17 protein-coding genes are annotated in these 21464 nt (G+C 71.5%); 7 read left to right on the top strand and 10 right to left on the bottom strand.

Going from position 1 to position 21464, the window contains the following annotated elements:
- Window positions 1-116 precede the first annotated feature (116 nt).
- Window positions 117-905 carry a VOC family protein gene (locus BLT97_RS03545; RefSeq protein WP_093607135.1) on the bottom strand — a complete coding sequence of 263 codons (789 nt, stop codon included), beginning with the start codon at window positions 903-905 and terminating at the stop codon, window positions 117-119.
- Window positions 906-1030: 125 nt separating this feature from the next.
- Window positions 1031-2086 carry a multicopper oxidase domain-containing protein gene (locus BLT97_RS03550; RefSeq protein ID WP_093607136.1) on the bottom strand — a complete coding sequence of 352 codons (1056 nt, stop codon included), beginning with the start codon at window positions 2084-2086 and terminating at the stop codon, window positions 1031-1033.
- Window positions 2087-2286: 200 nt separating this feature from the next.
- On the opposite strand from BLT97_RS03550, the gene BLT97_RS03555 reads away from it, so the two are divergent.
- A complete protein-coding gene (locus BLT97_RS03555) occupies window positions 2287-4815 on the top strand; it encodes a ThuA domain-containing protein (RefSeq protein ID WP_093607137.1) in 2529 nt (842 codons plus the stop codon).
- On the top strand, window positions 4812-7037 hold the full coding sequence (locus BLT97_RS03560) for an OmpL47-type beta-barrel domain-containing protein (protein ID WP_093607138.1): 2226 nt from the start codon (window positions 4812-4814) through the stop codon (window positions 7035-7037). Before BLT97_RS03555 ends, BLT97_RS03560 begins: the two co-directional genes overlap by 4 nt.
- A gap of 133 nt (window positions 7038-7170) precedes the next feature.
- Here BLT97_RS03560 and BLT97_RS03565 read toward each other — a convergent pair whose 3' ends face one another.
- Window positions 7171-7887, bottom strand: coding sequence for a pyridoxamine 5'-phosphate oxidase family protein (locus BLT97_RS03565; protein ID WP_093607139.1), 717 nt, complete (start codon window positions 7885-7887; stop codon window positions 7171-7173).
- Window positions 7888-7919: 32 nt separating this feature from the next.
- The gene (gene ligD, locus BLT97_RS03570) at window positions 7920-8939 is read right to left on the bottom strand and encodes a non-homologous end-joining DNA ligase (RefSeq protein WP_093607140.1); all 1020 of its coding nucleotides are present in this window, start codon (window positions 8937-8939) and stop codon (window positions 7920-7922) included.
- A gap of 91 nt (window positions 8940-9030) precedes the next feature.
- On the opposite strand from ligD, the gene BLT97_RS03575 reads away from it, so the two are divergent.
- Window positions 9031-10119, top strand: coding sequence for an ATP-dependent DNA ligase (locus BLT97_RS03575; protein WP_093607141.1), 1089 nt, complete (start codon window positions 9031-9033; stop codon window positions 10117-10119).
- Window positions 10120-10225: 106 nt separating this feature from the next.
- Complete coding sequence (locus BLT97_RS03580) at window positions 10226-11215, top strand: aldo/keto reductase (RefSeq protein ID WP_093607142.1); 990 nt, start codon at window positions 10226-10228, stop codon at window positions 11213-11215.
- 65 nt (window positions 11216-11280) lie between these two features.
- Here BLT97_RS03580 and BLT97_RS03585 read toward each other — a convergent pair whose 3' ends face one another.
- The 5 genes from BLT97_RS03585 to BLT97_RS03605 form a co-directional block, all read right to left on the bottom strand.
- Complete coding sequence (locus BLT97_RS03585; protein ID WP_093607143.1) at window positions 11281-12306, bottom strand: ornithine cyclodeaminase family protein; 1026 nt, start codon at window positions 12304-12306, stop codon at window positions 11281-11283.
- A gap of 100 nt (window positions 12307-12406) precedes the next feature.
- Window positions 12407-13333, bottom strand: coding sequence for an ABC transporter permease (locus BLT97_RS03590; protein ID WP_093607144.1), 927 nt, complete (start codon window positions 13331-13333; stop codon window positions 12407-12409).
- Window positions 13330-14484 (bottom strand): ABC transporter permease, encoded by a 1155-nt coding sequence (locus BLT97_RS03595; RefSeq protein ID WP_093607145.1) that lies wholly within the window; start codon window positions 14482-14484, stop codon window positions 13330-13332. Before BLT97_RS03595 ends, BLT97_RS03590 begins: the two co-directional genes overlap by 4 nt.
- Window positions 14485-14746: 262 nt before the next feature.
- On the bottom strand, window positions 14747-16468 hold the full coding sequence (locus BLT97_RS38380) for an ABC transporter ATP-binding protein (protein WP_107406986.1): 1722 nt from the start codon (window positions 16466-16468) through the stop codon (window positions 14747-14749).
- Window positions 16465-17481, bottom strand: coding sequence for a BMP family ABC transporter substrate-binding protein (locus BLT97_RS03605; protein ID WP_218137281.1), 1017 nt, complete (start codon window positions 17479-17481; stop codon window positions 16465-16467). The genes BLT97_RS38380 and BLT97_RS03605 overlap by 4 nt, the downstream gene beginning before the upstream one ends.
- A gap of 215 nt (window positions 17482-17696) precedes the next feature.
- On the opposite strand from BLT97_RS03605, the gene BLT97_RS03610 reads away from it, so the two are divergent.
- Together BLT97_RS03610 and BLT97_RS03615 are read left to right on the top strand one after the other, a co-directional pair.
- Window positions 17697-18416, top strand: a complete 720-nt coding sequence (locus tag BLT97_RS03610) for a GntR family transcriptional regulator (RefSeq protein ID WP_093607146.1) — start codon at window positions 17697-17699, stop codon at window positions 18414-18416.
- Window positions 18417-18602: 186 nt separating this feature from the next.
- The gene (locus tag BLT97_RS03615; protein ID WP_093607147.1) at window positions 18603-19556 is read left to right on the top strand and encodes a DUF3048 domain-containing protein; all 954 of its coding nucleotides are present in this window, start codon (window positions 18603-18605) and stop codon (window positions 19554-19556) included.
- On the opposite strand, the gene BLT97_RS37480 is transcribed toward BLT97_RS03615, so the two are convergent.
- Complete coding sequence (locus BLT97_RS37480) at window positions 19461-19880, bottom strand: hypothetical protein (RefSeq protein ID WP_143041303.1); 420 nt, start codon at window positions 19878-19880, stop codon at window positions 19461-19463. The two genes, BLT97_RS03615 and BLT97_RS37480, sit on opposite strands and share 96 nt — an antisense overlap.
- Before the next feature lie 494 nt (window positions 19881-20374).
- On the opposite strand from BLT97_RS37480, the gene BLT97_RS03620 reads away from it, so the two are divergent.
- Window positions 20375-21415, top strand: a complete 1041-nt coding sequence (locus BLT97_RS03620; RefSeq protein WP_093607148.1) for a DUF3048 domain-containing protein — start codon at window positions 20375-20377, stop codon at window positions 21413-21415.
- The last annotated feature ends 49 nt before the right edge of the window (window positions 21416-21464 follow it).

Below are 21464 nucleotides of genomic sequence, written 5' to 3' on the forward strand. Positions count from 1 at the left end.
TCACATCCCGGACATTTGCCACGCATTCGAGGGCGCCCGCGCCCGGACGCGATGCGCCGAGGGCCCCGCGACACCGGACCCACGGCACACCCCGCCCGAGCAGCGCCCGCAGCGCCTCACTCCTGGTTCGGATCGCCCTTGATCAGCGCGAGCCGCGCGCCCTGCGGATCGGTCACCTTCGCCAGGCGCCCGACGCCCGTCATGGACGTGGGCTCCATCTGCACGCTCGCCCCGAGCTCGCGCGCCTTGGCCACGGCTTGGTCCACGTCCTCCACCTCGAAGTACGGCAGCCAGTGCGGGCCGCGCTCGGCCTCGACCGGGTCGTCGGACCGGTCCACGATGCCGCCGTACATGGCGTCCTCGTCCGTGCCGCCCGGGTGCACGGAGGTGTAGGACCCGCCCGGGAACTCGACCGCGCTGGTGCGCAGCCCGAGCGCCGCACCGTAGAACGCGGCCGCCGCGGGGACGTCCGTGGTGTACAGCTCGACCCAGTTCAGCGAGTTCGGCTCATTGACCAGCTCGAATCCCTTCATCTCGCCCGGCTGCCAGATGCCGAAGCCCGCGCCCGCCGGGTCGCTGTAGAGCGCCATGCGCCCGAGCGGTCCGACATCCATGGGCGCCATGAGCTCGGCGCCCGAAGCCTGCTCGACCGCCTTCGCGGTCGCGTCCGCGTCGGGTGTCTGGAAGTAGATCCCCCAGCCGGGCTCGCCCTCCTCGGGCGCGACTTGCATGCCGCCGGCGACGGCCTGCCCCTTGCTGCGGTACGTCACATAGCCGCCGAACTCCTCGGACGACTGCGCCTCCCAGCCGAAGAGGGCGCCGTAGAACGCGTTGGCGGCTTCGATGTCCGGGGTGCCGAGGTCGACCCAGACCAGAGAACCGGTGACAAAACGGGTGGTGAGCATGAGCCACTCCTTTGTGGGTCCCGTTGTCCTGCCGCTCCCGAGTCTTGCACCGCCCACTGACAACCGCCCCGCCACTGCCGAAGCGGAGCGGGGCGGTCACCTGCGGTGGTAGTGCGCGGGCGCACTCAGTGCGCGTGTGCGGCCCCCGAGTCCTCGGCCGGCTCCTTCGCCGACGACTTCTCCGCGGCCCCGTGGCCCTCATGCCCACCGTCGTGCCCGGGGATCGTCCCGTCCGGTTTCGCGACGAGGAAGAAGCCCGCCATCCCCATGTCGGAGTGGCTCTGGACGTGGCAGTGGTACATCCATGCGCCGGCCCCCACCCGCTCCCCCGCGATGATCTGGAAACCGAAGGAGTCGGCGGGTCCGGTGATCTTGTTGTCGATCACCGGCGAGGGGTCCTCGGGGCCGGACAGCATGCCGGTGCGGTTGTCCGCCCAGCGATGACCGTGCATGTGGAACGTGTGGTAGAACTCGCCGTGCGTGATCATCACGATCTCCACGCGGTCGCCCACCGTGGCCTTGAAGTCGGGCCCGGTCTTCAGGTTGTTGATCGTCATGTCGTTGAAGACGATCGTGAAGGTCTTGTCGGGCAGGATGTCGCCCTTGCGCCGCACGATCAGCGGCCCGTACAGCCCCTTGCGCAGACCGCCGGTGCCGTGGTCCGTACCGACGACGTGGTCGTGGTAGTGCCAGTAGCCCGCGCTCCCGGCGCGCCAGGTGCCGTCCGCGCGGCGCCCCGGCGCGTGGGTGCGCCAGGTGTACGTGCGCGAACCCCCCGGCTCCACATGGGAGTTGTTGTGCCGGGTGCCGTCGCTGGTGATCTCGTAGTCCACGCCGTGCGGGTGCAGCGAGACATCGATGTCGAGAGTGTTGATCACCTCGATGTGCAGGGTGTCGCCCTCGACCATCTCGATGAGCGGCCCCGGTATGGACGCCTTGCCCTTCTCCAGGCCGTAGCCGAGCTGGCCGTCGGCCAACTCCTCGACGTAGAGCGTCATATGGCGCACCGCACCGCCCGCGGGCGCCACCGCCGCCTCCGCCACGGCCGAGGCGGAACTGCCGGATCCGGCCGCCGACATCGATGTCAGACCGGTGGCGACCACCGCTCCGCCGGCGAGAAGCCGCCGGTTGAAGACCCGTCTGCCGAGGTTTTCGAGGCTGCTTGCCGACTGCTCGGGCATCTGCGAACTCCCCATGTCCGTACGGAGGTTGCTGAGGCGCGGGTGGCCCCGGTGACGGGCACACGGTAGCGACGGGATCTTCATTTATCCACACTCAGGACAAAGTTCGATCCAGTCCGGTCATAGCTATTGGCGGGACGGGCAAAGCTGGCTAGCTTCCTATGCGCTGTTGCCGTTACGGACGAGGGGTGGGTGAACACATGCGGCTACCACCGCATCAACAGCCCTGGAAACACCGAGGGTTGAGCGCGGCACGACGCAGATCGAGACGGGCCTGGGCGGCCGGGATCGCGGCCGGGACGATGACCGTGGGGCTGCTCGCCACGGCACCGGCCACCGCGCGCCCCTACCCGGATCCGCCGCGGACCGCGACCGAGCAGACAACGATGTCACTGCCGTCCCCGCCGGGCGGTAGCAATGTGCGCGTCCTGGTCTTCTACGCCTCGGCCACCGAGGAGTCTCCCGTGGTCAACGCGGGGATCGAGGCGATCGAGCGGATCGGCCAGACCGGACCCGAGAACCAGCGCTTCACGATCACCGCCTCGGACAACGCGGGGATCTTCACCAACGAGAAGGCGCTCGGCAAGTTCAACGCCGTGGTGTTCCTGACCGGCGGCGGCGATGTGCTCGACGCCGAGCAGGAGTTGGGCCTTGAGGCGTACATGGAGGCGGGCGGCGGGTTCGTCGGCCTGCACAACGCGGCCCGTACGGAACCGTATTCGGACTGGTTCACCGGTCTGATCGGCGCCCGGCCCGCGGCCGGCAGCGGCGCGAGCGCGCAGCGCGCCACCGTCGAGGTCGGCGACCGCCAGCACCCGGCCACCAAGGACCTGCCTCTGGAGTGGAAGCGGCTCGACAAGTGGTTCAACTGGAAGGAGAACCCGTCGGGCAAGGTCCACACCGTCGCGCGCCTGCGCGAGTCAACCTACAAGCCGGGCGAGGGCGCCAACGGCTGGGACCACCCGGTCTCCTGGTGCCGTGACTACGACGGCGGACGGTCCTTCTACACCGCGATGGGCGGTACGGCGGACGCGTACAGCGAGGTCGACTTCCGTACGCACCTGCGCGGCGCCCTCAACTGGACCACGCGTCTGGTGCGCGCCGACTGCAAGGCCACGATCGACGCCAACTACAAGGCCGAGCGCCTGACCCAGCCCAACCAGCCGGGCCAGAACGACCAGATCGGCGAGCCGCACGGACTGGTGACCGCCAAGGACGGCCGGGTCCTGTACATCGGCCGCGGCGGCGCGGACTCCTCGCAGCCGGTGGTCACGGACTGGAACAACCCGGACATCGGCAAGGGCAACGGCGAGGTCCACGTCTACGACCCGAAGACGAAGACGGTCACCAAGGCGGCCGCGCTCAGCGTCTTCGGCAACAAGGGCGGCGGCGACGAGCTGATCAAGGTCGAGGAGGGGCTGCTCGGCATCGAGCTCGACCCGGACTTCCTCACCAACGGCTGGGTGTACCTGCACTACACGCCGCACGCGAAGATCGACCGTGACAAGCGGATGGCCCAGCGCTACGTCTCCCGGTTCACGCTCGACCTCGCGACCAACAAGCTGGACCTGGCCAGCGAGAAGGTCCTGCTCCAGTGGCCGGTGCAGATCCACAGCTGCTGCCACGCGGGCGGCGGCATGGCGTGGGACTCGAAGGGCAACCTGTACATCGCGACCGGGGACAACAACTCCTCGCGGTTCAGCGACGGTTACTCGGGCAACAACCCGGAGCCGAACTACAAGGGCGTCTCCTTCGCCGACGCGCGGCGCACCGCCGGCAACACCAACAACCTCAACGGCAAGATCCTGCGGATCCACCCCGAGGACGACGGCACGTACACGCTCCCGGCCGGCAACCTGTTCACGGGGAACGAGCCGGACGAGGGCGGCGGCAAGACCCGCGGTGAGATCTACGTGATGGGCGTGCGCAACCCCGCGCGCATCTTCGTGGACCAGAAGACCGACATCCTGTACGCGGGCTGGGTCGGCCCCGACGCCGGTCAGCCCTCGACCACCTGGGGTCCGGCGAAGTACGACACGTTCGCCGCGATCACCGGTCCCGGCAACCACGGCTGGCCGTACTGCATGGGCAACAAGCAGCCCTACCGCGACCGCAACCTGCCGGATCCGACCAAGCCGCTGGGCTGGTACGACTGCGACGCCCCGCGCAACGAGTCGCCGAACAACGACGGTCTCGTGAAGCTGCCGCCGGTCACGTCCAACACCATCTGGTACTCGCCCGCGGGCGGCGGCCCGGACTTCCCCCGGGACGCCAACGGCATCCCGTCGTACAAGGCCGAGGAGCAGAAGTTCCTGCTGCCGTGGCTCAAGGGCGGCGGCCAGGCCACGATGAACGGCCCGGTCTACCGCTACGACGCGGCCAAGGCCGGCGAGGGCGCCTGGCCCTCGTACTGGGACGGCAAGTGGTTCGTCGGCGACTTCTACTTCGGCGACCAGCCGCGGCACGCCCTGCTCACCGACCCGAGGACGGTCGGCAAGGGCGGCACCCCGGTGCACGCCGAGTCCCTGAAGAAGATCATCCCGGGCGGCAACGACGCCATCAACAACCTGATGGACTGGAAGTTCGGCCCTGACGGTTCGCTGTACGTCCTCGACTACGGCCGCGGCTTCTTCACCTCGGACGCCAAGTCGGCGTTGTGGAAGGTCACTTACCACGGCGGCGCGGCGACTCCGGCGGCGGACAAGCTGGCGAGAGGAGCCCAGTCATGAGGAATTTGATCCAGAGACCGCAGCTGCGGGTGCTGCTCGCGACGCTGCTCCTCATGCTCGGACTGTCCGCGCCCGTCGCGTACGGCGAGGAGCTCGGGCAGGCGGAGGCGAAGCAGGCGGCGGCCGCGGCCCAGACGCTGACGTGGACGGCGGGCGACCCCATCGACCGCTATCTGTCGGCGCCGACCACGGCGGTGGCGGGTGCGACGACGATCGTCTTCGAGAACAGCGAGGCCACCGGGAACACCACCGGGATGCCGCACACGCTGACGTTCGACATCGCGGACCCCGAGTACAACAACGACGTGCCGCTGAACATCCTGGCCAACCCGAACGACGACCAGGGCGGCCGGCACACCGCCGAGGTGGTCCTCACCCCGGGCCGCTACCTGTACCACTGCACCATCCCGGGCCACGGCACGATGCAGGGCATCCTCGTCGTGACCGAGGGCGGCGGCGAGGACACCACGGCGCCGACCACCTCGGCGAAGGTGGACGGCACGAAGAACGCCGACGGCGCGTACATCGGCCAGGCCACCGTCACGGTGGACGCCGTGGACGAGAACGGCGGTTCGGGCGTCGAGAAGGTGGAGTTCGCCGTCGGTGACGCGGGCGAGTGGCAGCCGTACACCGGCCCGGTCGTGGTGAACACGGTGGGCGACCACAAGATCCGCTACCGGGCCGCCGACAAGGCGGGCAACGTGGCCCCCGAGAAGAGCGAGTCCTTCAAGGTGGTCGCTCCGGACACGAACGACACCACGCCGCCGGACACCTCGGCGACGGTGACCGGTGAGCAGAACGGCCAGGGCCAGTACGTGGGCATGGCCACGGTCACCGTCTCGGCCTCGGACGCGGGCTCGGGGGTCAACACCACCGAGTACGCGGTCGGCGCGGACGGTGCCTGGCAGCCGTACACCGCTCCGGTGATGTTCCACGACCCGGGCACCTACAAGGTGCGCTACCGGGCCACGGACAAGGCCGGGAACGCGGCGGCCGAGAAGAGCGTGGACTTCACGCTCGTGGCGCCTCCGGTGGAGGACAAGACCCCGCCGGTGGTCACGGCGAAGGTCGACGGGAACCGCAACTTCGACGGTGCGTACGTCGGTTCGGCGAAGATCACGCTGACCGCGACGGACGACGACTCGGGGGTCGAGAAGATCGAGTACTCGCTCGACGGCGCCCCGTACGTGGCGTACACGGGTCCGCTGACCCTCGACCGCTTCGGCCGGCACGAGGTCCTCTACCGCGCCACGGACAAGGCGGGCAACGCCTCCGAGGCGAAGGAGGTGGCGCTGACCGTCGTCGAGGGCGGCGACCCGTCGGCGCCGAACTGCCCGGAGTACGACGAGCGCGAGACGGTGTTCGTCGGCTCCATCAACACGGGTGTGCCGAACCGTATGACGAAGTCGCGGTGCACCATCGGCGAGCTGATCGAGGACGAGAAGTCCTGGTCGTCGCACGCACTGTTCCTCAAGCACGTGGACACCGTCCGCGACCGGCTGATCGCCGAGGGCATCATCGACGGACGCGAGGGGCGGTTGATCTACCAGGCCGCGAAGAAGTCCGGCATCGGCACGCCCGGCAACACCACGGGCTACCGCCCGCTCTTCGACGGCACCCGGTCGTCGTTCGACAAGTGGCAGCACGTGGGCGGCGGTTCGTTCCAGCTGAACGCCGACGGCACGATGACCTCGGGCACCTCGAAGGCCGGGCTCGGCATGCTGTGGTTCCCGGAGCGCAAGTACACGGACTTCTCCTTGAAGCTCCAGTGGCGCGACGACGCTCCGGCCAACGGCAACGCCAACTCCGGTGTCTTCGTCCGCTTCCCGTGGGTCCACGACCACCCGGAGGAGTCGCGTCCGGAGTGGGTCGCCATCAAGTACGGGCATGAGGTGCAGGAGTTCGACAGCCCGACCGGCGACATGTACAAGACCGGTTCGATCTACGGCTTCGACCGCGTGGGTCTGGCCGGTGCGGGCGTGACCCCGAAGGGCACGTGGAACGACTACGAGATCCAGGTCGTCGACCAGCACTACAAGATCTTCCGCAACGGTGTGCTGATCAACGAGTTCGACAACACCGGCGGCCAGGTCTTCGAGCCGCCGCGGTCCGACGACCCCGGCACGGACGGACGGCGCTTCGCCTCCGGCTACATCGGGATCCAGGTCCACGGTGTGACGGACGTGGTCTCGTACCGCGACATCCGCATCAAGGAGCTGTAGGCGCACGGTGACACGGAGGGTGCCCCCATCCTGCTGCACGGGATGGGGGCACCTTTCCGTACGGGCCCGACGAGGTTCTGTGCGGGCCGGGCGAGGTCTCTGTGCGGGGCCGGCGAGGGCCGTACGGCGCGGCTCAGGCCTCGTACAGCTTCTCCCCGTACGCCGCCCCGTAGAAGGCCTCGATCTCCTCGATGTCCTGGTGCTTGCGGGTGGTCGCCTTGGCGATCTGCGCCGTGGACGGCACCGCCTTCGGGTCCCAGGTCTCCGGCTGCCAGGTGGCGGAGCGGATGAAGGCCTTGGCGCAGTGGAAGAAGACCTCCTCGATCTCCACGACCAGGGCCAGCGTCGGCCGGTGCCCCTTCACGAGCATCTCGTCGAAGAACGAGGCGTCCTTGACCAGCTTCGCGCGCCCGTTGATGCGCAGGGTGTCGCTGCGGCCGGGGACGAGGAAGAGCAGGCCCACGTGGGGGTTCTGCAGGACGTTGAGCCAGCCGTCGGCCCGCCGGTTGCCGGGCCGCTCCGGGATCACGATGGTCGTGTCGTCGAGCACCTTCACGAAGCCGGCCGGGTCGCCCTTGGGCGAGGTGTCGCACCGGCCGTCGGCGTCCGCGGTGGCCATCACCACGAGCGGCGACTTGGCGAGCCATGCCTTGTCGTACGGGTGCAGGCTGGTGCGCACCTTGCCGGCGGCGGGAGCGTCCGGCTCCCGGATCAGCTCGCGCAGCTCCTCGACGCTGCGGATCTCCGTATAGGTGTGCGCGGCGACCTTCCCATCGGTGTCCGCGGCTTGCGCATCGGTGTGCGCGGTGGCTTGCGCATCGGTGTGCGCGGTGACCTCTGCCGTACTCATGAACGCCCCCCAGGCTCCAGGTGATCGGAACCCTACTCCTCCACCTTCTTCGCCCGGCTCGGTGCCACCCGCTTCGGCTCGCCCGGCATCTTCGGGTAGTCCGGCGGGTACGGCAGGTCGCCGAGGCCGCGGTCCTGCGCGTCGCGCGCGTAGAGCTCGAGCAGGGCGTCGAGGGTGTGACGCTTGACGTCCATGTCCGCGTGCACATCGCCGAGTTCGGCGAAGCGGGCCGGCATCGTCCTGATGTCGAAATCCTCCGGCGCCACGTCGTCCACCTCCTCCCATCTCAGCGGCGCCGAGACCGGAGCGTGCGGCTTCGGGCGTACGGAGTAGGCGGAGGCGATGGTGCGGTCGCGGGCCGCCTGGTTGTAGTCGACGAAGATCTTCGCGCCGCGCTCCTCCTTCCACCAGGCCGTGGTCACCAACTCCGGCATCCGGCGCTCCAGTTCACGCCCCGCGGCGATCACCGCGTGCCGCACCTCGACGAAGTCCCAGCGCGGCTCGATCGGCACGAACACATGCAGTCCGCGGCCGCCGGAGGTCTTGGGCCAGCCGACGAGTCCGCCGAACTCGTCCAGTACGGCGCGCAGTTCGTGGGCCGCACGCACGGCGTCCGCGAAGTCCGTGCCGGGCTGCGGGTCGAGGTCGATGCGCAGCTCGTCGGGGTGGTCGGTGTCGTCGGCGCGCACCGGCCAGGGGTGGAAGGTGAGGGTGCCGAACTGGGCGGCCCAGATCACCGCGGCAACGTCGCTCGGGCAGATCTCGTGCGCCGTGCGCCCGCTCGGGAAGGTGATCTCGGCGGTCGGGATCCAGTCCGGGGTGTTCTTCGCGGCGCGCTTCTGGAAGAAGGACTCGCCGCCCACCCCGTCCGGAAAGCGCTCCAAGGTCGTCGGGCGGTCGCGCAGCGCCCGCAGGATGCCGTCGCCGACCGCGAGGTAGTACTCGCCGAGGTCACGCTTCGTGTACCCGGTCTCCGGAAAGAAGATCTTGTCCGGGCTCGACAGGCGCACCTTGCGGCCGCCCGCGTCCAGCTCGATCGCAGCTCCACCCATGCAGGTCACGGTAGGCCGGGGCGGCCCGCCCTGCATACGGAAGCGCCCGTACACCAGGCGGGCCGCCGCCCGAGCCAGCACAATCGAAGGCATGGACCTGCCGGTGATGCCGCCCGTCAAGCCGATGCTCGCGAAGTCCGTGGCCAAGATCCCGCCGGATATGCAGTACGAGGCGAAGTGGGACGGGTTCCGGGCGATCGTGTTCCGCGACGGGGACGAGATCGAGGTCACCAGCCGTACGGGCAAGCCGCTGACCAGGTATTTTCCCGAGCTCGTGGAGTCGCTCCGGGCGAATGTGCCGGCGCGGTGCGTGCTCGACGGCGAGGTGGTGATCGCGCGGGACGGCCGGCTCGACTTCGACGCGCTCACCGAGCGCATCCACCCGGCGGCCTCCCGCGTGCAGCTGCTCGCGGAGCAGACCCCGGCCTCGTATGTCGCCTTCGACCTGCTCGCGCTGGCCGACGAGTCCCTCGTCGACACCCCGCTCGCGGACCGGCGGGCCAAGCTGGTGATGGCCCTCGCGGGTGCACAGGCGCCCGTGCACATCGCTCCCGCGACCACCGACGAGGAGGTGGCGCGCCAGTGGTTCGAGCAGTACGAGGGCGCCGGTCTGGACGGCGTGATCGCCAAGCCGCTGGACCTGCTCTACCGGCAGAACGAACGCCTGATGTACAAGATCAAACACGAGCGCACGGCCGATGTGGTCGTCGCCGGATACCGCCTCCACAAGAGCGGGCCCGTCGTCGGCTCGCTGCTGCTCGGGCTGCACGACGGCCAGGGCGTGCTCCAGCACGTCGGGGTGGTCGCGGCGTTCCCGATGAAGCGGCGCGCCGAGCTGGTCGTGGAGCTGGAGCCGCTCCGTATGGAGTCCGTGGCCGGGCATCCGTGGGCGGACTGGGCCGACGAGTCCGCGCACGAATCCGCCCGGCTGCCCGGCTCGGTCAACCGCTGGAGCGGCAAGAAGGACCTGACCTGGGTGCCGCTGCGGCCGGAGCGGGTGGCCGAGGTGGCATACGACCACATGGAGAACGGCGCCCGTTTCCGGCACACCGCGCAGTGGCGCCGCTGGCGGCCCGACCGCACGCCGGAGAGCTGTACGTACGAGCAGCTGGAGGAGCCGGTGTCGTACGACCTCAGTCAGGTGCTCGGTCCGCGGCAGGCGGGCGACACCTCGCCATGAGGTGACCTGCGCATCTCAGATTTTGTGCGTTCTTGTTGGACAGGCGAGCCCGTGGGCGGCGAGGCTGGGCGAGAACGCTTTCTGACCATGGAGAGAGGTCCCTTCCGTGTACGCAGCCGCACCCGGCCGTTATGACTCCATGCCCTACCGCCGCACGGGCCGCAGCGGCCTGCTGCTGCCCGCCGTCTCCCTCGGCCTGTGGCACAACTTCGGCACCGACCGCTCCCTGGACCGGCAGCGCGCCATCATCCACAAGGCGTTCGACCTCGGCGTCACCCACTTCGACCTGGCCAACAACTACGGTCCGCCGCCCGGCGCCGCCGAGACCGCCTTCGGCCGCATCTTCCAGGAGGACCTGCGCGCCCACCGCGACGAGATCGTGGTCTCCACGAAGGCCGGCTACCTCATGTGGCCCGGCCCGTACGGCGAATGGGGCTCGCGCAAGTACGTCCTCAGCTCCCTGGACCAGTCCCTGAAGCGGATGGGCCTGGAGTACGTCGACATCTTCTACTCGCACCGTCCCGACCCGCAGACGCCGCTCGAGGAGACCATGGGCGCGCTGGACTCGGCCGTACGACAGGGCAAGGCGCTGTACGCGGGCATCTCCAACTACTCCCCCGAGCAGACCCGCGAAGCCGCCCGGATCCTGCGCGAGTTGGGCACCCCGCTCCTGGTGCACCAGCCCAAGTACTCGATGTTCGACCGCACTCCGGAGGACGGTCTGTGGCCGGCGCTGAACGAGGCGGGCGCCGGGTCCGTGGTGTACTCGCCGCTGGCACAGGGACTGCTCACCAACCGGTACCTGGACGGCATCCCGGCCGACTCGCGCGCCGCGGGGCTCAGCCCGTTCCTCAGCAGCAACAACATCACCGACGAAACGGTCGCGCGGCTGCGGGCGCTGAACGACATCGCGCGCGAGCGCGGCCAGTCGCTCGCGCAGATGGCCCTGGCGTGGGTGCTGCGGGAGCCGACCGTGACCTCGGCGATCGCGGGCGCCAGCAGCCCCGAGCAGCTGGCGGACAGCGTGGCGGCGACGGAGAACCTCGCGTTCGCGCCGGAGGAACTCCAGCGGATCGAGAAGCTGTTGGCGGGCTGAGGCAGTAGTCGTCGGCCGACTGGGGGCCTGCGAGGGCAGCAGGCCCCGGGGGCACGAGCTGGGGCTCACCCGGCGAGGTCGACGGTGAGCCCGAGGCCTCGCTCCCCCGCCCGGTCGATCAGGAGGCGCGCCACGGCGAGGTCCTGGAGGCCGACGCCCACCGAGTTGAAGAGGGTCAGCTCGTCGTCGGCGGTGCGTCCGGGTACTTCGCCCGTCAGGACCGAGCCCAGCTCCGTACGGAAGTCCTCCTCGCCCAGGGCGCCTTCGGCGAGCGGGATCAGCACCTCGCCCGACTTCGCGCGCGCCGTCTCGTACGCGTCGACGACGATGCGGCAGCGCAGCACCGCCGCCGTGTCGAGTTCGCGGTGGTCGGGGCGGGGCGGCGCACCGACGGCGTTGATGTGCTGGCCGGGCTTGAGCCATGGTCCGTGCACGAAGGGGTCGCGGGCGGGGGTGAGGGTGCACAGGACGTCGGCGTGCTCGGTGACGGAGCGCGGGTCGGCGAACACCTTGGCGGGGAGGCCGAGTTCGGAGGTCACCCAGCCCGCCAGGGCCTGTGCGTTGGCCGGTGTGCGGCCCCAGATCAGGACGTGCTCGTAAGGGCGCCCCGGCAGCAGGGCCCGCACGTGGGCGCGGGCCAGCGGGCCGGTGCCGAGCAGGCCGAGCGTGCGGGCGTCCGGGCGGGCGAGGGCGCGGGTGGCGACGGCGGTGGCGGCGGCGGTGCGGATACGGGTCAGCTCGGCGCCGTCGAGAAGGGCGGCGCAGGCGCCCGTCCGCGCGTCCACGGCGAGCACGGCGGAGCGCTGCACGGGCAGACCGCGCGCCCGGTTGGCGGGCAGGTCCGCGAGGAGCTTCACGGTGGCGAGGCGGTCCGGCGCGGAGGCCGCCGCCATGGCGAGGAAGGCGCCGTCGGCGCCGGCGTTCCCCTCGCCGGTGCCCTCCTCGTCGCGCAGGCGCATCGCGGGTGGCGCCGGCAACTTCGCCTGGCCTACAGCCAGTTCGCGATGGGCGCGGGCGACGGCGTGCTCCACGTCCTCGACGGCGTCGGCGAGCAGCGTACGGATCACGGAACGGGTCAGGATCAGGGTCATCGTGCGGGTACTCCTGGCGTCGAAGGGTGGGCCGGATGCGGCGGTCCGGGTGCGGTGCGGGGCAGACAGCAGGGCGCTGAGCGGCGGCCCTGTCCGGCTTTCAACTCGCCCGTACGAAGGGCACCGTGAGCCCGGACGGCGCCCGGCTCCGCCCGACCAGACCGCTCACCGCCAGCAGCGCGAACACATACGGCAGGGCCACGAGCAGCGGTGCGGACAGATGCAGGCCGAGCGCCGGCGCGGCGAACTGGAGGGACTGCGCGAGCCCGAACACCAGGCAGGCGAGCAGCGTCGGCCAGGCGCGCCAGCGACCCGCGATCACCGCGACCACGGCGAGATAGCCGATACCGCCGGTGATGTTGTCGCTGAACGCGTGCACTTCGGAGAGCGCGAGATGGGCGCCGGCGAGCGCCGAGGTGACGCCGGTGAGCAGGACGGTCCCGTAGCGGATCGCGGTGACGGGCAGTCCGCTGCGGTCGGCGGACAGCGCGTCCTCGCCCACGGCGTCCACCGCGAGCCCGGCCGTCCTGCGACGGCTGAACGCCAGGGCGAGCGCGAGAGCGAGCGCGAAGGCCAGGTAGCCGAGCAGGGTCTGCTCGAAGAGGGCCGGGCCGAGGACCGGGATCTCGTGCAGGAGCGGGACGGCCAGCGGATCGAGGCCGGGCAGGGTCTTGGCGCCCGCGCCGTCGCCGAAGACCAGGCGTGCCCCGTAGGTGGTGGCGCCGAGGGCGAGGGCGTTCGCGGTGATGCCGGTGACGATCTGGTCGGCGCGCAGGGTGATGCTGAGCAGGGCCTGGAGCGCGGCGAACAGCAGCCCCGCGACCACAGCCGTGAGGACGCCGACGGCCGCGCTGCCGGACGCGTCCGCGCCCACGGCGCCGGCGAAGGCCCCGGTGAGCATCATGCCTTCGACGGAGAGGTTGAGAACTCCCGCGCGTTCGCTGAGGAGTTCACCGGAGGAGGCGAGGAGCAGCGGGAGCGCCATCCGTACGCCTCCCGAGGCGAGTTCTTCGGCTACGGCGCTCATCGACGGCTCCCCGGTCGGCGGGTGGTGAACAGCATGGCGGCGGCGATGGACAGGACCAGGACGCTCTGGACGATCTGCACGGTCGACGCGGGGACTTGGGCGGCGAGCTGAAGGTTGATCCCGCCGCTGGTGAGGAAGCCGAACAGCAGGGAGGCCGCGGCCACGGCGGTGAGCGAGCCGCGCGCGAGCAGCCCGACGACGAGACCGGCGAAGCCGTAGCCGGAGGAGAAGTGTTCGGCGAGGACGTACGGTGCGGTGGCGACGAGCGCCGCGCCCGCGACACCCGCGAGGCCGCCGGCGACCGCGAGCCCGCCGCCTTCGAGCCGCCCGACGGGCAGCCCGAGCCGTGCGGAGGCGGCCGGCGAGTGGCCGACGGCGCGCAGCCTGAGGCCGAGCGCGGTGTGCCGCAGGACGATGCCGGTGACCACGACGGCGAGTACGGCGATCGGCACCACGGCGGTGGCGGGTGACTCCGGGCCGCCGATCAGTGGGAGTTGGGCGCCCGTGGGCAGGGGCGCGGACTGCGGGAGGGTCTCGGAGGAGGTGACGGGCTGCCGGAGCAGAGCCTCCTCGTGGACGGCGACCGAGACCAGGCCGATGCCGATGAAGTTGAGCAGCAGGGTGGTGATCACCTCACTGGTGCCGCGCCGCACCCTGAGCCAGGCCGCGATCCCCGCCCAGGCCGCACCGGCGAGAAAGCCGGCGACCAGGACCAGGGGCACTCCGAGGGCGGCGGGCACGCCGGCGGGCAGCGCGAGCCCGACGGCGGCGGCCGCGGTCCCACCGGCGCAGAGCTGCCCTTCCCCGCCGACGTTCACCAGGCCCGCGCGGTGGGCGACGGTGAATCCGGCGGCGATGAGGGCGAGCACCGCGGCCGAGTTGAGCGAGCTTCCGATGGCGTACGGGGACCCGAACATGCCCTCGTCGAGCGCCTGCCAAGCGGTGGCGAGCTCGGCCCCGGCGGCGAGGACGAGCAGCATGCCGACCCCGAGGGCGAACAGCGCGGCGAGGCCGGCGACGGCGAGGGGGTGCCGCGGCGCGGCACGGAGGGCGAGGCGGAGTCGGGTGGGGTCGAGTGCGGCGGGGCGGGGCGGGTGCGGGTCGGGGGGTGGTGGGGACGGGGGTTGGGTGGTGGTGACTGGGGCTGACATGAAGGTCCTTGCGGGGAGGGGGTGTTGGGGTGGGTGGGTGAGGGTGTGCTTGTGGGTCGAGGCAGGTGCTTGGGTGTTGGTGTGGGCTGGGACTTGACGGGGCGGGCCGGGACTTGGCGGGGAGGGCCGGAGTCGGCAGGGGGCCGGTGACGGGAGCCGAGCTGGTGACGGGAGCAGCGGGCGTTGTCAGTGGTGGGCGGTAGCCTTGAAAAGGGCTCGGCCCCCCGGGAGGGAGGGGTCTGCGCGAGGGGCCGTTTCGGACTTACGCCCCGGCGCCCACCCCCACCCCCGAAGCCGCCCCCCGCTCCCCCTCCACCCCCACCATCAGCGCCCCGATCCGTTCCCGCGCGTCCGCGGCCCGCGGGTCCACGGGACCGAGCAGCCGCCCCCGGTAGGCGACGACCACGCGGTCGCACAGGGTGAGCAGTTCGTCGAGTTCGGCGGAGACGACCAGGACGCCCGCACCCCGCCCGGCGGCGGCGCGGATCCGCGCGTGCACCGCGGCGACCGCGCCGATGTCGAGGCCCCGCGTGGGCTGCGCCGCGACCAGGCACTTGAGCGGGTCGAGCGCCAACTCCCGTGCCAGGACGACCTTCTGCTGGTTGCCGCCGGACAGCGAGGCCATGGGCGCGAACGGCCCGGACGCGCGGACGTCGTGCTCGGCCAGGGCCGCCTCGGTGGCGCGGCCGAGCGCCGCCCGGTCGAGGAACACACCGAAGCGCCGGAACTCCCGCAGCCGCCCGAGATGCAGATTCTCGGCCACCGACAGCGCCGGGACGCATCCCTCGTGGTGCCGGTCCTCGGGTACGACGCCGAGGCCCGCCCGGGTGCGGGCGGCCGGGAGGGCCCGCGTCAGTTCCCGGCCGTCGAGTTCCACGCGCCCGCGTTCGGGGGTCAGTGATCCGCCGAGGACCGCCGTCAGTTCGCTCTGCCCGTTGCCCTCGACGCCGGCCACGCCCACGATCTCGCCGAAGGCGACGTCGAGCGTCGCGTCCTCCAGGGCGTACGCACCGTCCGCGCGCCGCACGGTCACCTCGCGCAGGCGCAGTGCGGCCCCTTGCGGGGTGCGGGCGTCGTCGGCACGCACGGGCCCGGCGGCCGGGACCACCTCACCAGGAACCACCGGATCCGGCCCCACCACCGCAGGGTCATCCAGCCCCACCGCCGCAGGGTCATCCAGCCCCAACACTCCAGGGTCATCCAGCCCGTCCGGCCCAGGGGCATCCGGGCCCACCGCCTCGGGATCCTCCAGCCCCACCGCCCCCGCCAGCGTCGCATCCAGGTCCCCGGCCGCGCGGCCGATCATCAGCGGGACGAGTCGTCGCGCGGACAGGTCCTTCGTCGTCCCGTCCCCCGCGACCCGCCCGCCGCGCAGCACCGTCGCCGCGTCCCCGGCGCGTACGGCCTCGCCGAGCTTGTGCGTCACGAGGACCACGGCGTGGCCGGCGTCGGCGATCCGGCGGCAGGTCTCCAGGAGCGCGTCGGTCTCCGCAGGGCCCAAAACGCCCGTCGGTTCGTCGAGGACCAGCAGGCGCGGATCACGCAGCAGCGCCTTGACGATCTCGACACGCTGGCGCACCCCGACGGGCAACTGCCCGACCACGGCGTCCGGTTCGAGCTCCAGACCGTACGTCTCCCGTACGCGCGCGATCCGGGCGGCCAGGCCCGGCAGCCTGAGCAGCCGCAGGTTCTCACCCACCGTCAGCGTGGACACCAGGGAGAAGTGCTGGTGCACCATCGCGACGCCGGCCGCGAGCGCGTCGGCCGGGCGGCGGGGCGCGTACGGCTGCCCGTAGAGCCGCAGCGTCCCGGCGTCCGGGGTGAGCGAACCCGCGACGGCGTGGCACAGGGTCGACTTCCCCGCGCCGTTCTCGCCGAGCACGCAGTGCACCGTGCCCGCCTCGACGACCAAGTCCACGCCGTCCAACGCGACCGTGCCGCCGTACGACTTGGCGAGGCCGGAGACCTCCAGGGCCGCCGTCACCGGGTCTTCACCTTCCCGGACTCGATGCCGGCCTTCACCTCGTCGAGCTTCTTCGCGATCGAGGGGTCGGCCTCGCCGCAGAGGTGGATGTTGTTCTGCGGGTCCTCGAAGGTGAGCCCGAAGTGCACCGCCTCGGGCTGCCAACTCCCCTTCACCAGCTGGTCGGTGGCGTATTCGATCTCGGCGCCGATGTCGGTCTCCACGTACGCCGCGTACGCCTTCTGCGTGCCGCAGTCCGCCGGGATCGGTCCGCCGATGAGCGTGCCGCCCTTGCCGGCGGCCGCCTGGACCACGCCCTTCTGGCCGAGGTTCAGGATCTGGCCGAGGACGTCGGCGCCGGCGCTGTAGTCGGCGAGCGCGGACTGCTTGGCCTTCGCGGCGTCGTTGAAGTCGCCCACGTACTGCGGGGTGAGCACCTCGACGTCCGGCACGACGGCCTTGGCGCCGCGCTCGAACTCCTTGGCCGCGTTCACGATCGCCGGGAGTTCCGCGCCGCCGACGAAGCCGACCGTCTTCTTCTTCGACAGGAGGGCGGCGGCCGCGCCCGAGAGGTACGCGGCCTCGGCCTGCTGCGGGTCGTAGAGGGCGAGGTTGGCGGTGGGCTTGCCGTCCGCCGGGCCGCCGATCTCCGCGAACTTCACCTTCGGGAAGCGCGCGGCGACCTTCCGTACCGCCGCGTCGGTCTGGCCGCCCATGGAGATCACCAGGTCGGAGCTGGTGGCGAAGCGCACGAGGGCCTGTTCGTAGTCGGCGGCCTGCACCTGCTCGACCTTGCGGAAGGTGACCTTTCCCGCGTGCTCCTTCGCGGCCCGCTGGTAGCCGCGGTAGGCGGACTCCATGAAGCCGCCGTCCGAGAGCGAGCCGGGGAACAGCACCCCGACCTTCAGCGCCCCCGAGCCCGAAGCGCCGTCCTGCGCCGAGGAGTTGCCGCCGCAGGCGGTGAGTGCGAGCAGTCCGGCCACGGAGAGGAGCGCCGCGGGGGCGAGGGTGCGCCGGGAGTGGATGAGTGCCACGGGGTGCCTCCAGAGGGAGGGGCCGGGTGCCTGGCTGGGCGGCACCGCGAGCCCGCTAGTGGTATACCGTTACGCGCCCTCAGTCTGGAAGCCGCTTGTTGCCTGCGTGTTAGCGGCCGGTAAGCAGTACGCACCCGGGCTCATCGGCGAAGTACGCGCTTGCCGCACCGTCCGCATAGGCTGGGCGGCACAGCGAGCGGAGGAAGACCTTGGCGATGGCGGCAGGCCGGGCGGGCACAGCACGCGGTTCCCTGCGGGATCTCGCATACGACGCGCTGCGGCGGCGCATCCTCGACGCCGAACTCGCACCGGGCACACGGCTCGTCGAGCGCGACCTGGCCGCCGAACTCGAGGTCTCCCGGATCCCCTTGCGCGAAGCGCTGCGCCGGCTGGAGGCGGACGGCCTGGTGCTGCTCGTGCCCCACCGGGGCGCGCTGGTCTCGCCGTTCACGCCGGCGGACGTGCGCGACCTGTTCGACGTACGGGAGTCCCTTGAGTCCCTCGCGGCCCGGCTCGCCGCCGAGCGCGCGGACTCCGACGGCCTCGGCCGGCTCGCGGCGCGCCTGAAGGCCGCCCGTACGGCGATCGAGGCGCAGGACCGCGCGGGCATCGCCGCCGCCAACGCGGGCTTCCACACGGACATCGTCGACCTCGCGGACAACCCGCTCCTGAGCAACATGATGCGGCCGCTGGAGGCCCGCACCCACTGGCTCTTCCGGCTGACCGCGCAGCGCGACCCCGCGCAGCAGTGCGCCGAGCACGAGGAGATGTACGAGGCCATCGCGGCGGGCGACGCGGACCGCGCGGCCGCGCTCGCGCACGCGCACGTGGTGGACGGCCGCGCGGAGTCCCTGGCCCTCGCCGAGGAGTGGGCCCACCCGGTGATCGACCCGCAGCGGGTGGCGGCACGGAGGCGGCGGCGCGGTCCGGAGTAGACGCCCGGCGCTTCACACGAACTCCCTTAAGACATTCGGCACTTCAAGGGAAGCGGAGACCGTCCCTCCCCTCGCCTGAGCGGCACCGCGACCGGGTATCCGTATCTCCATGACGCCCTGTGCACGCACGGCCCGTCGTCCCGCATGCCCCGCCGCTTCCCTCGCGCCCCGCCTCCGGTCCGCCTCATGAGGCGCCGGCTGTTTCTCGCGCTGCCCGCCGCCGCCACGCTCGCCGCCTGTACCTCCGGGAACCGCGAGGACCCCGGCGACCGCAAGGCGCCCCGCCGCACGCCGTCGAGTTCCGCACCGCCGGAGCCGCGGCCGCGCACCGTCCGCAGGCCCACCGTGCTCGCTGTGAAGATCGACAATGTGCGCCCCGCCCGGCCCCACACGGGCCTGCGCGAGGCCGCCGTCATCCATGTCGAGCAGGTCGAGTCGGGTCTGACCAGGCTCCTCGCGGTCTATACGGGCGGGCGGTTGCCGCAGTCCGTCGGGCCGGTGCGCAGCGCGCGCGAGACGGACCTGGAACTGCTGCGGCAGTACGGGAAGCCGATCCTCGCGTTCTCCGGCGCACAAGGCAAGTTGCTGCCGCTGATCGACCGGGCGGAGCTGTATCCGCGGTCGCCCGCGCAGGCCCCGGCCGCGTACTTCCGCTCATCCGCCCGGCCCATGCCGCACAACCTCTACCTCCGGCCCGCACGCCTGTCCCCCGCCCCCGACAAGGAGGCGAGGGCGACGGACCTCGGGCTGCGGTTCGGCGAGGCACCGGCCGGCGGGCGCGCCACCGAGGAGCACACGGTCCGCTATCCGGCGGCGCGGTACACCTTCACCTGGTCAGCCGCGCGCGGCCGTTGGCGGGTGTCGATGGACGGGGGCCGCTCCGGTCTGACGCCCTCGACGGTCGTCGTGCAGTACGGGGTCGTACGAGACTCCCGCTTCCGCGACCGCTGGGGCAACGTGTCGCCGTACACCGAGACCGTGGGCGACGGGGATGTGCTCGTGCTGCGCAACGGGCGGGCGTACGAGGGGACTTGGCGCCGCGCCTCAGCCGTGGAACCGACGGTCTACACCGACCGGGACGGCCAGCCGGTGGCGTTCGCCGACGGCCAGGTGTGGATCGTGCACACCGCCGCCCGCTGACGGCCCTCTGCGGCGCCTGCCCGCAGGGCGGCGCAGGGCCCGGTAGCGCCGGCTGCCGCGCTGGAGCCCCACCTGGATCGCGGCTCCGCCGACGGTCGCGGTGAGGCTGAAGACGACCGCGCCCACGACCGTGCCGAACAGGCCGAGGGCGGAGGCCAGCAGCGCTCCGGAGACGACGCCGAGCGCCGAGCCGGAGACCTGCGCGACGCTCAACTCCCCTGCGGCCACGGCCCTCTCGGGGGTGAGTCCGCCTCCGGACTTCTCGGGCCCGGCCGTACCCTCCTCGGCCCCACCCGCCCTCGCCGACCCCGGGCCGCCTCGCACGTCCGGCTCCGCTGCGCCCCCGAGCGGCGCGCGGCTGCGGTCCGCCCCCGTGCGCTGCATCCGCTCAATACGGTCCGCCCGGTCCGTGCGATCCCTGGGACCGGTGCGGCCGCCGGGACCGGTGCGCTCCCTGCCGTGCCTCGAACCGCGCGGTGCAGCATGCCTCGCCTTCTTGGCCATCGTGATCCTTCACACATCGGGTGCAGTCCCTCGATGCTCGAAGCCGAGAAGATAGATGGCACGGCCAACTAGTTCGACGGGGAGTACAGGCGCGTGAGGGTGCTGTGATGCGGGGAGGTCAGCGGGCCGACGGGCGCGAAGAAACGCGCAAAATTCGCATATCTCCCCCATCGCGCTCGTCCCCTCGGACCGCAAAGGCAACCTCGTTCAGGCGATCACGGGGCTCGCACTGATTCGAACAGGGCGCCGGGGAGGAAAGCTGCGCCTGCACAGCCGCAGCGCGCTCGCGGGCGCGCCCTCCCAAGGAGCCTCGATTGTCCTCTCTCGCCACCGGACGCCGTCGCCGCACGGTTCCGCTGCTCGCGCTGCTCGCCGCGGGCTCCCTCACCCTCGGCGCCGCACCGGCCGTCGACCGCCACGACCCCGTACCGCCGCAGGGCCCGCAGGCCGCCGAGCTCGACGAGTACACGCCGCTTGAGGCGTACCAGCAGGTCAAGGGCCCGTGGAAGATCTCGCCGTACACCGGTCTGATGGCCAAACAGGGACCGGTGCTCGCCGTGAAGTTCGACAACGCACGGCGGGCCCGGCCGCACCACAACCTCGACAAGGCCGACATCGTGTACGTCGAGAAGGTCGAAGGCGGCATGAGCCGTCTGATGGGCATGTACTCCAGCCGGCTCCCCAAGAGCGTCGGCCCGGTGCGTAGTGCCCGCGAGTCGGATGTGGAGCTGCTCAAGCAGTTCGGCCGGCCGGCCCTCGCCTACTCCGGTGTGCGCAGCGCGCTGCACAAGTACCTGAAGAACTCCCCGCTGTACGTCCGCTCGCACGGGGCGCTGCCGCGCGCCTACTTCCGCGTCCCGGGCCGCTCGGCCCCGCACAACCTGTTCGTGGACCCGGCCAAGGTCCTGAAGTCCGCTCCGGGTGCCTGGAAGCCGCGTGACATCGGCTTCCGCTTCGGCCCGGCGCCCAAGGGCGGCACGCCGACCGCCGAGCGCACGGTGCGCTACGCCTCGGCGAGCCACACCTTCCGCTGGTCGCCGTCGAAGAAGCGCTGGTTCGTCTCCTTCGACGGGGCGCCCGCGCGGCTGAGCAACGGGCAGCAGATGAGCGCGCGCACCATCGTGATCCAGAAGGTGAAGATGCCGCCGTCGAAGTACCGCGACGTCAACGGTGCCGTCACGCCGTACATCAAGACCATCGGCGAGGGCTGGGCGTACGTCCTGCGGGACGGCAAGGCGTACAAGTCGTGGTGGATGCGGCCGAACGCCAAGAGCGGCACGAAGTTCATCCAGAAGGGCGGCAAGCCGATGCCGTTCGCGCAGGGCCAGGTCTGGATCGTGTACGAGGACGCCTGAGCCACAGACAGGAAGCGCGGCGGCCCCCGGTGCTGGGGGCGGCCGCGCT

The organism is Streptomyces indicus, assembly GCF_900100315.1.
Lineage (GTDB): Bacteria > Actinomycetota > Actinomycetes > Streptomycetales > Streptomycetaceae > Streptomyces > Streptomyces indicus.